The 15,731-nt window shown below is 63.6% G+C and carries 15 protein-coding genes; 9 read left to right on the top strand and 6 right to left on the bottom strand.

Annotated features, from left to right (window positions below):
- Positions 1 to 6: 6 nt before the first annotated feature.
- The gene (locus AC19YR_RS02235) at positions 7 to 2,373 is read left to right on the top strand and encodes an efflux RND transporter permease subunit (protein ID WP_500596973.1); all 2,367 of its coding nucleotides are present in this window, start codon (positions 7 to 9) and stop codon (positions 2,371 to 2,373) included.
- On the opposite strand, the gene AC19YR_RS02230 is transcribed toward AC19YR_RS02235, so the two are convergent.
- Positions 2,349 to 3,062: a UTRA domain-containing protein gene (locus tag AC19YR_RS02230; RefSeq protein WP_095107413.1), complete on the bottom strand. Its 714-nt coding sequence runs from the start codon at positions 3,060 to 3,062 to the stop codon at positions 2,349 to 2,351. The two genes, AC19YR_RS02235 and AC19YR_RS02230, sit on opposite strands and share 25 nt — an antisense overlap.
- A 326-nt stretch (positions 3,063 to 3,388) precedes the next feature.
- On the opposite strand from AC19YR_RS02230, the gene AC19YR_RS02225 reads away from it, so the two are divergent.
- The 6 genes from AC19YR_RS02225 (at position 3,389) to AC19YR_RS02200 (ending at position 8,708) form a co-directional block, all read left to right on the top strand.
- A complete protein-coding gene (locus AC19YR_RS02225) occupies positions 3,389 to 4,456 on the top strand; it encodes an ABC transporter substrate-binding protein (RefSeq protein WP_500596972.1) in 1,068 nt (355 codons plus the stop codon).
- Positions 4,457 to 4,598: 142 nt separating this feature from the next.
- Entirely contained in the window at positions 4,599 to 5,405 is an 807-nt protein-coding gene (locus AC19YR_RS02220) for an alkaline phosphatase family protein (protein WP_500596971.1), read from the top strand.
- Positions 5,402 to 6,247, top strand: a complete 846-nt coding sequence (locus AC19YR_RS02215; RefSeq protein ID WP_500596970.1) for an ABC transporter permease — start codon at positions 5,402 to 5,404, stop codon at positions 6,245 to 6,247. Before AC19YR_RS02220 ends, AC19YR_RS02215 begins: the two co-directional genes overlap by 4 nt.
- Positions 6,234 to 7,034 (top strand): ABC transporter permease, encoded by an 801-nt coding sequence (locus tag AC19YR_RS02210; protein WP_095107409.1) that lies wholly within the window; start codon positions 6,234 to 6,236, stop codon positions 7,032 to 7,034. Before AC19YR_RS02215 ends, AC19YR_RS02210 begins: the two co-directional genes overlap by 14 nt.
- A complete protein-coding gene (locus tag AC19YR_RS02205; RefSeq protein WP_095107408.1) occupies positions 7,031 to 8,020 on the top strand; it encodes an ABC transporter ATP-binding protein in 990 nt (329 codons plus the stop codon). Before AC19YR_RS02210 ends, AC19YR_RS02205 begins: the two co-directional genes overlap by 4 nt.
- A 34-nt stretch (positions 8,021 to 8,054) precedes the next feature.
- The gene (locus AC19YR_RS02200) at positions 8,055 to 8,708 is read left to right on the top strand and encodes an HAD family hydrolase (RefSeq protein WP_500596968.1); all 654 of its coding nucleotides are present in this window, start codon (positions 8,055 to 8,057) and stop codon (positions 8,706 to 8,708) included.
- A gap of 128 nt (positions 8,709 to 8,836) precedes the next feature.
- Here the strand turns inward: AC19YR_RS02200 and AC19YR_RS02195 are convergent, their stop codons facing one another.
- The gene (locus tag AC19YR_RS02195) at positions 8,837 to 9,799 is read right to left on the bottom strand and encodes a zinc-binding dehydrogenase (RefSeq protein ID WP_095107406.1); all 963 of its coding nucleotides are present in this window, start codon (positions 9,797 to 9,799) and stop codon (positions 8,837 to 8,839) included.
- 139 nt (positions 9,800 to 9,938) lie between these two features.
- Between AC19YR_RS02195 and AC19YR_RS02190 the strand changes: the two genes are divergently transcribed.
- Together AC19YR_RS02190 and AC19YR_RS02185 are read left to right on the top strand one after the other, a co-directional pair.
- Positions 9,939 to 12,014, top strand: coding sequence for a carboxy terminal-processing peptidase (locus AC19YR_RS02190; RefSeq protein ID WP_176465046.1), 2,076 nt, complete (start codon positions 9,939 to 9,941; stop codon positions 12,012 to 12,014).
- 122 nt (positions 12,015 to 12,136) lie between these two features.
- On the top strand, positions 12,137 to 13,948 hold the full coding sequence (locus AC19YR_RS02185; RefSeq protein ID WP_500596966.1) for a bifunctional diguanylate cyclase/phosphodiesterase: 1,812 nt from the start codon (positions 12,137 to 12,139) through the stop codon (positions 13,946 to 13,948).
- Here the strand turns inward: AC19YR_RS02185 and AC19YR_RS02180 are convergent.
- From AC19YR_RS02180 to AC19YR_RS02165, 4 genes are all read right to left on the bottom strand, one after another.
- Positions 13,914 to 14,315: an SEL1-like repeat protein gene (locus tag AC19YR_RS02180; protein WP_095107403.1), complete on the bottom strand. Its 402-nt coding sequence runs from the start codon at positions 14,313 to 14,315 to the stop codon at positions 13,914 to 13,916. The two genes, AC19YR_RS02185 and AC19YR_RS02180, sit on opposite strands and share 35 nt — an antisense overlap.
- Positions 14,316 to 14,687 carry a hypothetical protein gene (locus AC19YR_RS02175; protein ID WP_003179080.1) on the bottom strand — a complete coding sequence of 124 codons (372 nt, stop codon included), beginning with the start codon at positions 14,685 to 14,687 and terminating at the stop codon, positions 14,316 to 14,318.
- Positions 14,684 to 15,025: a helix-turn-helix domain-containing protein gene (locus AC19YR_RS02170; RefSeq protein WP_095107722.1), complete on the bottom strand. Its 342-nt coding sequence runs from the start codon at positions 15,023 to 15,025 to the stop codon at positions 14,684 to 14,686. The genes AC19YR_RS02175 and AC19YR_RS02170 overlap by 4 nt, the downstream gene beginning before the upstream one ends.
- A gap of 113 nt (positions 15,026 to 15,138) precedes the next feature.
- Positions 15,139 to 15,594 (bottom strand): YkvA family protein, encoded by a 456-nt coding sequence (locus AC19YR_RS02165; RefSeq protein ID WP_500596965.1) that lies wholly within the window; start codon positions 15,592 to 15,594, stop codon positions 15,139 to 15,141.
- Positions 15,595 to 15,731: the final 137 nt, after the last annotated feature.

The raw sequence follows: 15,731 nt of genomic DNA, 5'->3' as shown, positions 1-15,731 counted from the left end.
CCTTCGATGCACACTCCCCCCGCAGCCGCGCCCCTCGGCGCGCAGCACCGGTTCACCGCCCTCCTGCACGCCTACGCGAGCGGGGTCACCCGCCACCCGTGGTGGGTGCTGGCGGCGTCGTTGCTGCTGGTCGTCGCCCTGAGCCTAGGCATGGCGCAGTTGAGTTTTCGCAGCGACAGCCGGGTGTTTTTCGCCCAGGACAACGCCGACCTGCAAGCGCTGGAACAGTTCGAGCAAACCTACGGCCGCGACGACACCCTGGTGTTCGTGGTCAGCGCCCGCGACGGCGACCTGTTCAGCGCCGCGCGCCTACACGCCATCAGCCAATTGACGGATGCCGCGTGGCACTTGCCCCAGGTCAAACGCGTCGATTCGCTGACCAATTTCCAACGCGTGCAGGCCCTGGCGGACGATATCCACATCGACCAATTGCTGCGTTCCGGCGATCGCCTGAGCGACAACCAGGCCCGCGACTTGCGCCAGCAGATCAACGATGAGCCCCTGCTAGTCGGCCGCTTGTTGTCCGCCGATGCGCGCCTGGCCTTGGTGGCCGCCAACCTGCGCCTCGATGCCACTCAGGGTGCGGACCAGGCTGCGCAGGCCATGGCCGCGGCCCAAGCGCTGATGGGCCGGTTCGCGGCCGAGCACCCAGACCTGCACATCGGTTTGTCGGGCTCGGTGGCCCTGGACCAGGCATTCGTCGAGGCGAGCACCTTCGACAGCAGCGTGCTGTTGCCGATCATGGTGCTGGTGCTGCTGGGCATCATCGTCCTGGTGCTGCGCTCGTTCGCCGGGGCCCTGGCCACGTTCAGCGTAATTCTCATGAGCACCCTGGCGGCGCTGGGCACCGCGGCGCTACTGGGGGTGCCGCTGTCGTCGCCCAGCGTGATCGCGCCCAACATCATCCTCACCATCGCCTGCTGCGATTGCCTGCACCTGTGCGCCGGCATGCTGCGCCTGCGCGGTGAAGGCCTGAGCCGGCGCGAGGCGGTGCGCGAGGTGCTGGTCGAGTGCTGGTGGCCGGTGACCCTGACCACCCTGACCACGGCGGCGGGTTTTCTGTCGTTGCTGTTCAGCGCGGTGCCACCGTTTGCCCACCTGGGGGCGATTGTCGCCATCGGCGCACTGCTGGCCTGGCTGCTGAGCCTGAGCTTTCTGCCGGCGCTGATGTGCGTGTTGCCGTGGCAAGGCTCGACCCGCCCGGCACCGGCCCAGGCCCTGAGCCTGTGGCTGGCCCGCCAGGTGCTGGGCCGGCCACGCCAGGCGCTGGCGGGCGTGGTGCTGGCCGGCGGTGTGTTAGGCGCTTTTGCGTTTTCCAACACGCTGGATGACCGCTACGTGCGCTACTTCGACCAGCGCTATGAGTTTCGCCAGGCCACCGACCGTTTGAACCAGGCCCTGGGCGGGTTCTACACACTGGAGTTTTCCCTCGATGCCCAGGAGGCCGAGGGCATCTGGGCCCCCGAGTACCTGCACCAAACCGAGCAATTTGGCCAATGGCTGCGCCAGCAACCGGGGGTGACCCACGTGCATGGCCTGACGGACATTCTCAAAACCGTGAACCGCGCTTTGCACGGCGGTGGCGCGGCGCAATTTCGCCTGCCCGAGTCGCGGGACAACGCCGCGCAGTTCCTGGCCCTGTATGAAATGTCCCTGCCCGCCGGCGCCGACCTGAAAAACCTGGTGAGCGCCGACAAGCGCAGCAGCCGTCTGAGCGTGGGCCTTAACGATATGTCCACCGCCGCCATCGCCGCGTTACAGGCCAGCGCCCAGGCCTGGGCCAACGAGCACACGCCGTTGCTGGCAGCGAGCGCCAAGGCCACCGGCACCTCGGTGCTGTTCGCCCACATCGGCAACCGCAATATCAAGCAGATGTACCAGGGCATGGCCGTGGCGGCTGTGGTGGTGTGGCTGATTTTCCTCGGCGCGTTCCGCTCCCTGGGCCTGAGCCTGGTGGGCGCCGTCGCCAACATCGTGCCGTCCCTGGCGACCCTGGGGGTGTGGGCGTTGGTCAATGGCGAAGTGGGCATGGCGGTGGCGACGGTGGCTTCGGTGACCTTCGGCGTGGTGGTGGACGACACCATCCACCTGCTCACTGCTTATGCACGCCTGCGCCGCCAGGGCCTGGCGGTGGAAGAGGCCCTACACGTCACCTTCAAACAGGTTGGCGCCGGGATGATCGCCATGACCCTGGCGCTGGCCGGCGGGTTTGCCTGCCTGGCGTTTTCCGGGTTCCAGATCAACGCCTGGATGGGTTTGATGGCGTCTATCACCATCCTTATTGCCCTGGTGTTCGACGTGCTGTTCATCCCCTGCGTGCTGCTGGTGTGTCGGCGCAGGGGCGCGGCTCAGACCACGTCCACACCGACGTGAATGGCGTCGTGGCGCCAGAACTCCAGGTCGCAGTCGATCAGGCGTTCGTGCTGGTCGTAATTGACCCGGGCAATGCGCAGGCCCGGGCTGCCCGCCGAGACCTTGAGCGCGGCGGCGGCCTCCACCGGCAGTGAAGTGGGCACGATCTCGAAGCGCACGCGGCCGTAGTGCAGGTCGTAGTGGCGGGCATACAGTTCGGTGATGGACTGGTTAAGGTCGAAATCGAGGATGCCGGGAAAATACTGCGGGTTGAGGTAGTGCTCGACGTACAGCACCAGGCGCTCGTCAATGCGCCGGGCGCGGCGGATCTGGATCACGCTCGACAGCGCCGGCATCCGTAGCCAGGCGCAGACCGCCGCCGACGCCGGTTGCAGGCGCGCCGAAATCACCTCGGTGGACGGCCTGCGGCCCTGGGCGCTGACCATGGCGTGGAAGTGGCTGCGCTGCATCAGGTTGTAGGCCAGGCGCGGCGGCGAGACGAACCAGCCACGGCGTTCTTCGCGGTAGATCTGGCCCTGGGCTTCGAGCTGCAACAGCGCTTCGCGCACGGTGATGCGGGTGGTGGCGAACAACTCGCTCAACTTGCGTTCGGCCGGCAATTGGCTGGCCGGGGCGAGCAAGCCGTGGTCGATCTGCTCTTGCAGGGCTTGGCCTATGGTTGTCACCGTTTTACTGGCATCGACGCGCATCAACGTTACCTATCTGGACTAGACCAGCACTGTTTCAGGGCACCCTCGCCCTCTCGAATGCCCCGAAAGGCCTGCCGCCAGCCTAGGCACGGCATGTGACTGATCCATGACAGGCGCCCGCCATTTGCCTGCAAAACCGCCGCCAAGTCCAGGCGCTGCGGCCGTGCGGCCATGGTCTACGCTTACCTCGCATTGCCCGCGAGCCGGGCCGCCGACATCAAAGTGTCATCCAACACGCCTAAATTGGCTCAAGGTTTGCTGACCTAGACCAACCCCACCCCAGCTGTCGCTAGTACGCCGCGTGAAAACGCCCAAAGGAGCTTTCGATGAAACAGCTTTTCCTGGCTTCACTGTTAGGCACGACCCTTGCCATGAGCACCGCCGCCCTGGCCGCCGGAACCGATCTGAAAACCCTGGAAGCCGCCGCTAAGGCCGAAGGTGAAGTCAACAGCGTCGGCATGCCCGACAACTGGGCCAACTGGAAAGGCACCTGGGACGACCTGGCCAAGCTCTATGGCCTCAAGCACATCGACACCGACATGAGCTCGGCCCAGGAAGTGGCCAAGTTCGCCGCCGAAAAAGACAACGCCAGCGCCGACATCGGTGACGTCGGCGCCGCCTTTGGCCCCATCGCGGTCAAGCAGGGCGTGACCCAGGCGTACAAACCGAGCACCTGGGAGCAGGTCCCGGCGTGGGCCAAGGACGCCGACGGCCACTGGGCCCTGGCCTACACCGGCACCATCGCGTTCATCATCAACAACAAGTTGCTGCACGGCTCCGAAGCGCCGAAGAACTGGGCCGACCTGGAAAAGGGCAAGTACAAGGTTTCCATCGGTGACGTCGGCACCGCCGCCCAAGCGGCCAACGGCGTGCTGGCTGCGGCCATCGCCAAGGGCGGCGATGAAAAGAACATCCAACCGGCGCTGCTGATGTTCGCCGAGATCGCCAAGCAGGGGCGTCTGTCCCTGGCCAACCCGACCATCGCGACCATGGAAAAGGGCGAAGTGGAAGTGGGCGTGGTCTGGGATTTCAATGGCCTGAGCTACAAAGCCAAAATGGCCAACCCGGATGACTACACCGTATTGATCCCGGCCGATGGCTCGGTGATTTCCGGCTACACCACCCTCATCAACAAGTACGCCAAGCACCCCAATGCCGCGAAACTGGCCCGTGAGTACATCTTCAGCGACGCCGGACAAACCAACCTGGCCCGCGGCAACGCCCGGCCGATCCGCGCCGAACACCTGACCCTGCCCGCCGACGTCCAGGCGCAGTTGCTGCCCAACGAGCAGTACAAAAAAGTCACGCCGATCAAGGACGCCGACGCCTGGGAAAAAACCTCCAAGGCCCTGCCGCAGCAATGGCAGGAACAGGTCATCGTCGAAATGCCGTAAGGCGGTTAGCCACACCGAGCCCGTGGGAGCGAGCCTGCTCGCGAGGGCGGTGGGTCATATACACCGCCCTCGCGGGCGCCGCCCGGCCCGCTCCCGCACACCGCTACTGCGATTCCTCTTTTTGTCACGGAGCCCCCAACCCATGCAGCACAACGTCATCCTGGTGGTGCTCGACGGTTTGAACCATGAGGTCGCGCGCCATGCCATGGGCCATCTACAGGCCTATGTCGGTGCCGGGCGCGCCGCGCTCTATCGGCTCGACTGCGAATTGCCGGCCCTGTCGCGACCGCTCTACGAGTGCATCCTCACCGGCGTGGCGCCCATCGACAGCGGTATCGTGCATAACCAGGTGTCGCGCCTGTCGAGCCAACGCAGCATTTTCCATTACGCCCGCGCGGCCGGTTTGACCACAGCGGCGGCGGCCTATCACTGGGTCAGCGAGCTGTACAACCGCTCGCCCTTCAACGCCGCACGGGACCGCCACACCGACGACCCGAGCCTGGCGATCCAGCACGGCCACTTCTACTGGAGCGACCATTATCCCGACGCCCACCTGTTCGCCGACGCCGAGCACTTGCGCCTGCGCCATGCGCCGAACTTTCTGCTGGTGCACCCCATGAACATCGACGACGCCGGCCACAAGCACGGCCTCGACACCCCGCAATACCGCAACAGCGCCCGCTCGGCCGATATCATCCTGGCCGACTATCTGCAAGGCTGGCTCGACGCCGGCTACCAGGTGCTGGTGACCGCCGACCACGGCATGAACAACGACCGCTCCCACAATGGCCTGCTGGCCGAGGAACGCCAGGTGCCGCTGTTTGTCCTGGGCGATGCCTTCAGCCTCGACCCCGGCGCCGCGCCCCGGCAGGTGGAGTTGTGCGGCACGGTCTGCGAACTGCTGGGCGTCACCCACGACAAACCTGTATGCCGGGGGCTACTCAAGTGAACGCCATCACCCGTGGCAAGTGGCTGGCCGTGTTGTGCCTGCTGCCCTTCGCCCTGTTTTTTATCGTGTTCCAGATCGCGCCGCTGGCCTGGGTGATGATCCACAGCGTGCAGTCCGAAGCGTTCGGCTGGGGCCTGGCCAACTTCAGCAAGATATTCAGTTCGCGCTTCTATATGCAGGCCATCCGGTACAGCCTGGAACTGGCCTTCTGGTCGAGCCTGTTCGGCATCATCATCGCCATCCTGGGCAGCTATTCGCTGCACCGGGTCGATTCGCGGCTGCGCAACTTCGTCACCGCGTTCGCCAACATGACCAGCAATTTTTCCGGGGTGCCGCTGGCCTTCGCCTTCATCATCCTGCTGGGCTTCAACGGCACCTTCACCCTGATGCTCAAGCAGGCCGGGATCATTCAGGACTTCAACCTCTACTCCAAGACCGGGCTGATTATTCTCTACACCTACTTCCAGATTCCCTTGGGTGTGTTGCTGCTGTTTCCCGCGTTCGACGCCCTGCACGAGGACTGGCGCGAGTCCGCCGCCCTGCTGGGGGCCAACAGTTGGCAGTTCTGGCGCCACATCGGCCTGCCGGTGCTGACCCCGGCGCTGCTGGGCACCTTCGTGATCCTGCTGGCCAATGCCCTGGGCGCGTATGCCACGGTCTACGCCCTGACCACCGGCAATTTCAACGTGCTGCCGATCCGCATCGCGGCGATGGTGTCGGGCGATATCTCCCTGGACCCGAACATGGCTAGCGCCCTGGCCGTGGTACTGGTGGCGCTGATGACCCTGGTGACCATCGTCCATCAGTTGCTGTTGAAGAGGAGCTACCATGTCTCGCGTTGAAGGTGGCCCTGCCACGCTGTATCACCGCACCGTGGTCTATGTGCTGTTGATAATCCTGCTGCTGCCCCTGGCTGGCACCCTGGTGTATTCCCTGGCCAGCAGTTGGTCGGCGACCATCCTGCCCAGCGGCTTTACCCTCAAGTGGTACACCCAGTTGTGGAGCGACCCGCGCTTTCTCGCCGCGTTCGGCCAGTCGCTGCTGGTGTGCGTCGGCGCGTTGGTGCTGTCGGTGGTACTGATCCTGCCGCTGCTGTTCGTGGTGCATTACCACTTCCCCAGGCTCGATGCGCTGATGAACATCCTCATCCTGCTGCCCTTTGCGGTGCCGCCGGTGGTGTCCTCGGTGGGGCTGTTGCAGCTCTACGGTTCCGGGCCGCTGGCGATGGTGGGCACGCCGTGGATCCTGATCGGCTGCTACTTCACCGTGGCGTTGCCGTTCATGTACCGGGCGATCACCAACAACCTGCAAGCGATCAACCTGCGCGACCTGATGGACGCCGCCCAACTGCTCGGCGCCAGCACCTGGCAGGCGGCGTTTCTGGTGGTGCTGCCCAACCTGCGCAAAGGCCTGATGGTGGCGCTGTTGCTGTCGTTCTCGTTCCTGTTCGGCGAGTTCGTGTTCGCCAACATACTGGTGGGCACGCGCTACGAAACCCTGCAGGTGTTCCTCAACAACATGCGCAACAGCAGCGGCCACTTCACCAGTGCCGTGGTGATTTCCTACTTCCTCTTCGTGCTGGTTCTGACCTGGGCGGCGAACATCTTGAACAAGGACAAAAGCCAATGAGTTTTGTCAGCGTCCAACACCTGCAAAAAAGTTACGCCGGCACCCCGGTGTTCAGTGACATCAATTGCGAAATCGCCAAGGGCGAATTCGTCACCCTGCTCGGCCCTTCCGGTTGCGGTAAATCCACCCTGCTGCGCTGCATCGCCGGGCTGACGGCGGTGGACGGCGGGCAGATCCTCCTCGATGGCCAGGACCTGGTGCCCCTGAGCCCGCAGAAACGCGGGATCGGCATGGTGTTCCAGAGCTATGCGCTGTTCCCCAACATGACCGTGGAACAAAACGTCGCCTTCGGCCTGCGCATGCAGAAGGTCAAGGCCGACGACAGCCGCCAGCGGGTACAGGAGGTGCTGCGCCTGGTGGAACTCAACGACTTCGCCAGCCGCTACCCCCATCAACTGTCCGGCGGCCAGTGCCAACGCGTGGCCCTGGCCCGCTCGCTGGTGACCCGCCCGCGCCTGCTGCTGCTCGATGAGCCGCTGTCGGCCCTGGACGCGCGCATCCGCAAGCACCTGCGCGAACAGATCCGCCAGATCCAGCGTGAGCTAGGCCTGACCACGATTTTCGTCACCCACGACCAGGAAGAAGCCCTGACCATGTCAGATCGTATCTTCCTGATGAACCAGGGCCGCATCGTCCAGAGCGGCGATGCCGAAACCCTCTACACGGCGCCGGTGGACCTGTTCGCCGCCGGGTTTATCGGCAACTACAACCTGCTCGACGCCGCCAGCGCCAGCAGCCTGCTGCAACGGCCCATCGCCAGCCGCATCGCGATACGCCCGGAAGCCATCGCCCTGAGCCTGCACGGCGACCTCGATGCCCAGGTACGCAGCCACAGCCTACTGGGCAACGTCATCCGCTACCGCATCGAAGCCCGTGGCGTGGAACTGGTGGTAGACGTGCTCAACCGCTCGGCGGCGGACCTCTATGCCGACGGTCAGCGCCTGGCATTGAGCATCGATCCTTCGGCCCTGTGTGAGGTAGCCTGATGGCCTTCGCGCTTTTTAAGAGAGAACCGCACTGATGGCGTTGGCAATTTTCGATCTGGACGACACCTTGATTCACGGCGACTGCGCCACCTTATGGAGCGAGCAAATGGGGCGCCTGGGTTGGGTCGACCCCGAGCCCTTCATGCGCCGCAACAATGAGCTGATGGACGCCTACAGCCGCGGCGAACTGGCCATGGAGGACTACATGGCGTTCAGCCTGGAACCCATGATCGGCCGCACCCCCGAGGAAATCACTCACTTGGTCGAACCCTGGGTGGAAGACGTCATCGAGCCGCTGATCTACAGCGACGCCACCACCACCATCGCCCGCCACCGCAAGGCCGGCGACCGCATCCTGGTGATCTCCGCCTCGGGCACCCACTTGGTCAGCGCCATTGCCGCGCGCATCGGCATCGACGAAGTGCTGGCGATCGACTTGGAAGTGGCCAGGGGCGTCTACAGCGGGCGCACGGTCGGCACCCTGACCTACCGCGAAGGTAAGATCGCCCGTTTGCTGCAATGGCTGGATGAGGAAGAGGAAAACCTGGAAGGCGCGGCGTTCTATTCCGACTCGCGCAATGACCTGCCGCTGCTGCGCAAGGTCGACCACCCCCACGCGGTCAATCCCGACCCGGTACTGCGTGCCCACGCCGAACAGGCGGGGTGGCCGGTGCATCACTGGAAGTAGCTGGCGTGCATTGTGGGAGCGAGCCCGCTCGCGATGGCGGACTGTCAGTCAACTCTTAAGGGGCCGGTCCATTGCTATCGCGAGCGGGCTCGCTCCCACGGTTCCCACAGCCAACCGCTGGGGTTAACTCACACCAAACTATCGTCAATCACCAACACCAACTTGCCCGACACCTGGTTGCCCGCCAGTTGCGCGAACGCGGCTTCGGCGTCGTGGATGGCGAAGGTGCGGGCCAGTTGCGGGCTCAGGCGGCCTTCGCTGAACAGCGGCCAGACCTGGCGGCCCAGGTCGCTGAGCAGGTCTGCCTTGAACTGCTCGTCGCGGCTGCGCAGGGTCGAGCCCAGCAACTGCACGCGCTTGGCCAGCACCTGCGCCAGGTCGAACGGCGCTTCGCGGCCGCCCATCAGGCCGATCAACACCCAGCGGCCATCCTGGGCCAGCAACTTGAGGTTGAGCTGGGCGTAGTTGGCACCCACCGGGTCGAGGATCACGTCGAACGGGCCGAAGTCCCCCAAGCCTTCCAGGCCATCGGTGCGCACCACGCCGCCCTGGGCCCCCAGTGTTTCGCAGTACGCCAAACGGTCGGCCGAACCGACACTGACCCAGCACGGGTTGCCGAACGCCTTGCACAACTGGATCGCCGCCGAGCCCACGCCACTGGCGCCGGCGTGCAGCAGCACTTTTTCGCCCGGTTGCAACGCCGCCAAGCGGAACAGGTTCAGCCACGCCGTGCTGTACACCTCCGGCAACGCCGCCGCTTCGGCCAGGGACAAGCCCTCGGGCACCGGCAGCACATGGCGGCCGTCCACCACCACTTCCTCGGCCATACCGCCGCCGGCCAGCAGCGCGCATACCCGGTCACCTACCTGCCAGGACGACCCGGCGCCCACTTCACTGATAACCCCGGAGCATTCCAGGCCCAGCACCGGGCTAGCGCCGGGCGGCGGCGGATAGAGCCCCGCGCGTTGCAGCAAATCGGCGCGATTCAAACCCGCCGCCGCCACACGGATGCGAACTTGCCCTACATCACAGGTAGGACGCGGGCTTTGAACCCACTCCACATGACCTTCAACGCCTTGCAATGCCTTCACAGTGCCTCCATAGTGAGTCTGGACTGAGCCCGTTCGCTGTAGCGTCGGGCTTTTTGCATTATGCGACCGGCCCCTATGGAACCGGCGACTTCAAAGACGGCCTAATATGCGTTATCAATTGCCCCCGCGTCGAATCAGCATGAAGCATTTGTTCCCCAGCACCGCACTCGCTCTTTTCATTGGCCTGGGCCTTTTGCCCAGCCAAACGTTCGCAGCCAACAGCTGGGACAAACTTCAGCCCGATCGTGACGAGGTGATTGCCAGCCTTAACGTCGTCGAGTTGCTAAAACGCCATCATTACAGCAAACCGCCGCTGGACGATGCCCGCTCGGTCATCATCTACGACAGCTACATCAAGCTGTTGGACCCTTCGCGCAGCTACTTCCTGGCCAGCGACATCAGCGAATTCGACAAGTGGAAGACCCAGTTCGACGACCTGCTCAAAAGCGGCGACCTGAACCCGGGCTTCACCATCTACAAACGCTACCTGGACCGCGTCAAGTCGCGCCTGGACTTCGCCCTGGCCGAACTGAACAAAGGCGTGGACAAGATCGACTTCAATGCCAAGGAAACCTTGCTGATCGACCGCAAGGACGCGCCATGGCTGAAAAACACCGCCGAACTCGACGACCTGTGGCGCAAACGCGTCAAGGACGAGGTCCTGCGCCTGAAGATTGCCGGCAAGGAACCCAAGGCCATCCAGGAACTGCTGACCAAGCGCTACAAGAACCAATTGGTGCGCCTGGACCAGACCCGCGGCGAAGACATCTTCCAGGCATACATCAACACCTTCGCGATGTCCTACGACCCGCACACCAACTATCTGTCGCCGGATAACGCGGAAAACTTCGACATCAACATGAGCCTGTCGCTGGAAGGCATCGGCGCGGTGCTGCAGAGCGACAACGATCAAGTCAAGATTGTGCGCCTGGTGCCCGCGGGCCCCGCAGACAAGACCAAGCAAGTGGCCCCCGCCGACAAGATCATCGCCGTCGCCCAGGGCGACAAAGAGCTGGTGGACGTGGTCGGCTGGCGCCTGGACGAAGTGGTCAAGCTGATCCGCGGCCCCAAGGGCACCGTGGTACGCCTGGAAGTGATCCCCGCCAGCAACGCGCCCAACGACCAAACCAGCAAGATCGTGCCCATCACCCGCGAAGCGGTGAAGCTTGAAGACCAGGCTGTGAAAAAATCGGTGCTCAACCTCAAGCAGGACGGCCGCGACTACAAGCTGGGCGTGATCGAGATCCCGGCTTTTTACCTGGACTTCAAGGCGTTCCGCGCGGGCGACCCGGACTACAAGAGCACCACCCGCGACGTCAAGAAACTGCTGACCGAGTTGCAGAAAGACAAGGTCGATGGCGTGGTTATCGACCTGCGCAACAACGGTGGCGGCTCGTTGCAGGAAGCCACCGAGCTGACCAGCCTGTTCATCGACAAGGGCCCTACCGTGCTGGTGCGCAATGCCGACGGGCGGGTCGATGTGCTCGAAGACGAAAACCCCGGTGCTTTCTACAAAGGCCCGATGGCGCTGCTGGTCAACCGCCTCTCGGCCTCGGCCTCGGAGATTTTCGCCGGCGCCATGCAGGACTATCACCGCGCGCTCATCATCGGCGGCCAGACCTTCGGCAAGGGCACGGTGCAAACCATCCAGCCGCTCAACCATGGCGAGCTGAAACTGACCCTGGCCAAGTTCTACCGGGTTTCCGGGCAGAGCACCCAGCACCAGGGCGTGTTGCCAGACCTGGACTTCCCGTCCCTGATCGACACCAAGGAAATCGGCGAAAGCGCCCTGCCCGAAGCCATGCCGTGGGACACCATCCGCCCGGCCATCCGCCCCGCGCTCGACCCGTTCAAGCCGTTCCTGGCCCAGCTCAAGGCCGAGCATGAAAGCCGTTCGGCCAAAGACGCCGAGTTCGTGTTCATCCGCGACAAGCTGGCCCTGGCCCAGAAGCTGATGGCGGAAAAAACCGTCAGCCTCAACGAAACCGAACGCCGCGCCCAGCACACCGATATCGAAGCCCAGCAACTGGTGATGGAAAACATCCGGCGCAAGGCCAAGGGCGAAGCGCCGCTCAAGGAACTGAAGAAAGAAGACGAAGACGTGATCGCCGCCGAGCCTGATAAAACCAAGCCCGAAGACGATGCCTACCTGAGCGAAACCGGGCGCATCCTGCTCGATTACCTCAAGTTGAACACGGCGATCGCCAAGCACTGACAGTAGTGGCAATTTAATATTGGCGCTCCAGTGGAGCGTCATTAAACAGTCATCATCCTGTCGTGAAATACAGGACCGGGCTCCCCAAGGAGCCCGGTCCTTTTTTTTCGACAGAGATCGCCATGACCACGACCGAACAGCTGAGCGCCCTGAGTTCAATTCTCGCGCAAGGGGCGTTGCACAGCCTGTTCCAGCCCATCGTCTCGCTGTCGGCGCGGCGCATCGTCGGCTATGAAGCCCTCAGCCGCGGCCCGTCCAACAGCCCATTGCACTCCCCCATCGCCCTGTTCGCCGTGGCCCGCCAGGCCGAGCGCCTGAGCGAGTTGGAAATGGCCTGCCGGCGCAGTGCTTGCCGGCGGTTCAATGAGCAGCAACTGCCCGGCAAATTGTTCCTCAACGTCTCCCCCGAATCCCTACTGGAAGCCGCCCACCAACCCGGGCGTACCCTGCAATTGCTCCAGGACTTCAGCATCCCACCCAGCCAGGTGGTGATCGAGCTGACCGAACAAACCCCCATCGACGACTTTCAACTGTTGCAAAAGGCCCTGCATCACTACCGCGCCATGGGTTTTTCGATTGCCCTCGACGACTTGGGCGCCGGCTATTCGAGCCTGCGCCTGTGGTCGGAACTACGCCCCGATTACGTGAAGATCGATCGACACTTCATCGACGGCATCCACCAGGACGCCCTCAAGCGCGAGTTCGTCGGCTCCATTCTGCAAATCGCCAGGGCCTCGCGGGCACAGGTGATCGCCGAAGGCATCGAGCTGCCGGAAGAATTGGAAGTATTGACCGAAATGGGCGTGGACCTGGTCCAGGGGTATCTGCTCTGCCGGCCCCAGGAACAGCCGCCGCGGGACGCCCACCCCATGATGCCCAAGCTCGACAACCCGGCGGCCTCACTGACCGAAGAGGCCGGCGACCTCAGCGCCCTGCTCAACGAACAACCCGCCGTGGCCCGCGACACACCCACCGCCACGGTACTGGAGGCCTTTCGCCGCCAGGCCAACCTCAACTCCCTGGCGGTGCTGGACGAGTTGGACCAACCCTGCGGCATCGTCCACCGCCATTCGCTGTCCGACGCCCTGCTCAAGCCCTTCGCCACCGACCTGTTTGCCCGCAAGCCCATCAGCCGCCTGATGAACGACGACTTTCTCGCCGTGGAGCTGAGCCAGTCGCTGCAACAGGTCAGCCGCCTGATAACCAGCCGCGCCCGCCAGCGCATCGAGGAGGATTTCATCATCACCCTCAACGGCAGTTACCTGGGCCTGGGCCGGGTAATCGACGTGCTCAAGCTGATTACCGAGCTGAAAATCCAACAGGCGCGCTACGCCAACCCGCTGACCCTGCTACCCGGCAACGTGCCGATCCAGCAGTGCCTGACGCGGCTACTCCAGCAGCAACGCGAATCGGTGATCTGTTATGTGGATATCGACAGCTTCAAGCCCTTCAACGATATCTACGGCTACGGCCGTGGTGACGAAGTGCTGCTGTGCCTCGCTCAATGCCTGAACGACCGCATCGACCCCAGCCGCGACTTTGTCGGGCACATTGGCGGCGATGACTTCTTGCTGGTGTTGGGGCCGCAAGACTGGCGCAAACGCTTGAACCAGTTGTTGGAGGATTTTCACAGCCAGTGCCGGCGTTTCTATCGCAGCGAGCACTTGGAGGCCGGCTGCTTTATCGCGCCCAACCGCCAAGGCGTGCGTCAGGAATTTGCCCTGCTGTCGCTGTCCATCGGCGTCGTGCACCTGTACCCGCAGGCCTGCGAGCACCTCGACGCCAGCCAATTGGCCGAGCTGGCGTCACAAGCCAAGCACCACGCCAAGAACGTACCCGGCCATAGCATCCATGTGATCGACAGCCTGGCCCTGAAACCGCGGGACAGCCACCCGGCACCTAGTGCGCGGACGCTGCCAACTGCGCCAGCTTGAGCTCAGCCAACGGGTGCCCGGCCTTGGCCGCCAGGCTCCAGAAACGCGCGGCTTCGGCCGGGTCCGGCGCTTTGCTAGGCGTTCCCGCCAGGCTGAAGACGCCCACCTGATACGCGGCCTTGCCGTCACCGGCCAGCGCTGCCAAGCGCAGCAGGCGCACGCCCTCCTCCCGTGCGCCCAAACCCTGGCCACGGAAGGCCAGGATATGGCCATAGAAACTCTGGGCGCCGACATCCCCCAGGTTGGCCATGCGCGCGAACTGCCCTTCCATCCAGCTCCAACCGCGCGGCTGGCGAACCAGCCAGGACCAATGAAACAGCCGGCGCGCCAGCCAATAGCTGACACGTGCTTTGAGTCGCAAGAACACTTAAGCCTCCGCCGATTCGGGATATTCATATTCAAAAACCCGCACCACTTCCGAGGCGTGCCACGACGCGGCAGCCACACCATCGGAAGGGCCGGAGAACCGCCCCAGACGCTCCACACACTCAAAGAAACCGGTGCGCGGCAAACGGCTGGCGCCTTGGCTGATGACCAGGGAACTGCGCAGCGGCTGCTCCGCCCGGGCGTCCAGCGCCGCCAAATGCTCCAAGGCGGCAGTCAGGGTCTGCATCGCCGGGCTGGGCAGTTGCAGACGCTCCAACAGGGCGCGGTAAGTCAGTAAGTGGCGCTGGCGGCGGGCCTGGTCCAACTCGCCCAGCAAACCGTCCCAATGCTGTCGACTGATGCGCACGCTCATAGCTCGTCTCTCCATCCTGGCACCGTCAATTCCCACGCCAGGCTCCGGCGAATCGCCGCGTCGGGCAGACGCTCGCCGCTTTCAATCAAGGCCAGGTAGGACGGGCTGATACCGACGGTACGGGCGAGCGCCTCAATGGCAATGCCCTTGGTTTCGCGCAGACTGCGCAGTTGACCCAGGCTCGGCAGAACCTGGTCTGGCGCTGGCGCTTGACGGGCCGGCGCGGGTTGTGGCGGTGCCGGGTCCTGGCCGGCGGCCTTCAATAAAGCCTGATACTGAGCCCATGGCACCACTGCGTACTCGGGCTCGCCATCGCGTGCGATTATCTGAATATCCATTACCACCCCGTAGGACAACAACACTTAGCGCGTCAGCACTTTCCTTAGGAGTGTAATCCTAACAGCGGCCAAGAGCGTAATGGGGGATCAATCCAAACCGTTGCGAAAACCCATCAATTTTTTTTCGGCCGCTCCAGTTGCAACTGCTGCGGCGTATCAGGCAACCGCTCCACCACCGCCAGTTTTTCCGGCGCTTGACGGCTGCGCCAAGCACGGAAGGCATTGAGTTCGCCAGTGAGGGTTTTCATCAGCCAGGCCAGCACGGCGATATCATCGAGCATGCCAAACATCGGAATGAAATCCGGGATCGCATCCACCGGGCTCAGGAAATACATCAACCCCGCCACCACCGACAGCAAAGCCTTGGGGCTAATGGCGCGGTACTCGCCCCGCCAGTAGGCCAGGCACAGCGCCTGCAGCAAGCGCAGATCGTCCTTGAGCTTGCCCAGGCGATTGCCCTGGCTCGCGCCTTTGCTGGCCACGGCGAACAACAGGGTAGGCAAACGGCCACGGCTCAGGAGCCGACCAGCCATAGGGAGGAAACGGGCGAAACTCCAGGGTGTTTTCATCATTTCTCCCACTGAAATGTTATCCACACAAATTGTGGATAACCTTGTGAACAGAGCCTCATAAACCTGCTGAGAGCCCCGTTTTACAAGGGCCAGACTCAGATCGGGCGTTTTTCACTCACATAAAAAAATCCAAT

Source organism: Pseudomonas sp. MF08817 (assembly GCF_059862705.1).
The sequence above is the reverse complement of the archived record's forward strand: the minus strand, read 5'-3'. Positions and strand labels throughout refer to the sequence as shown.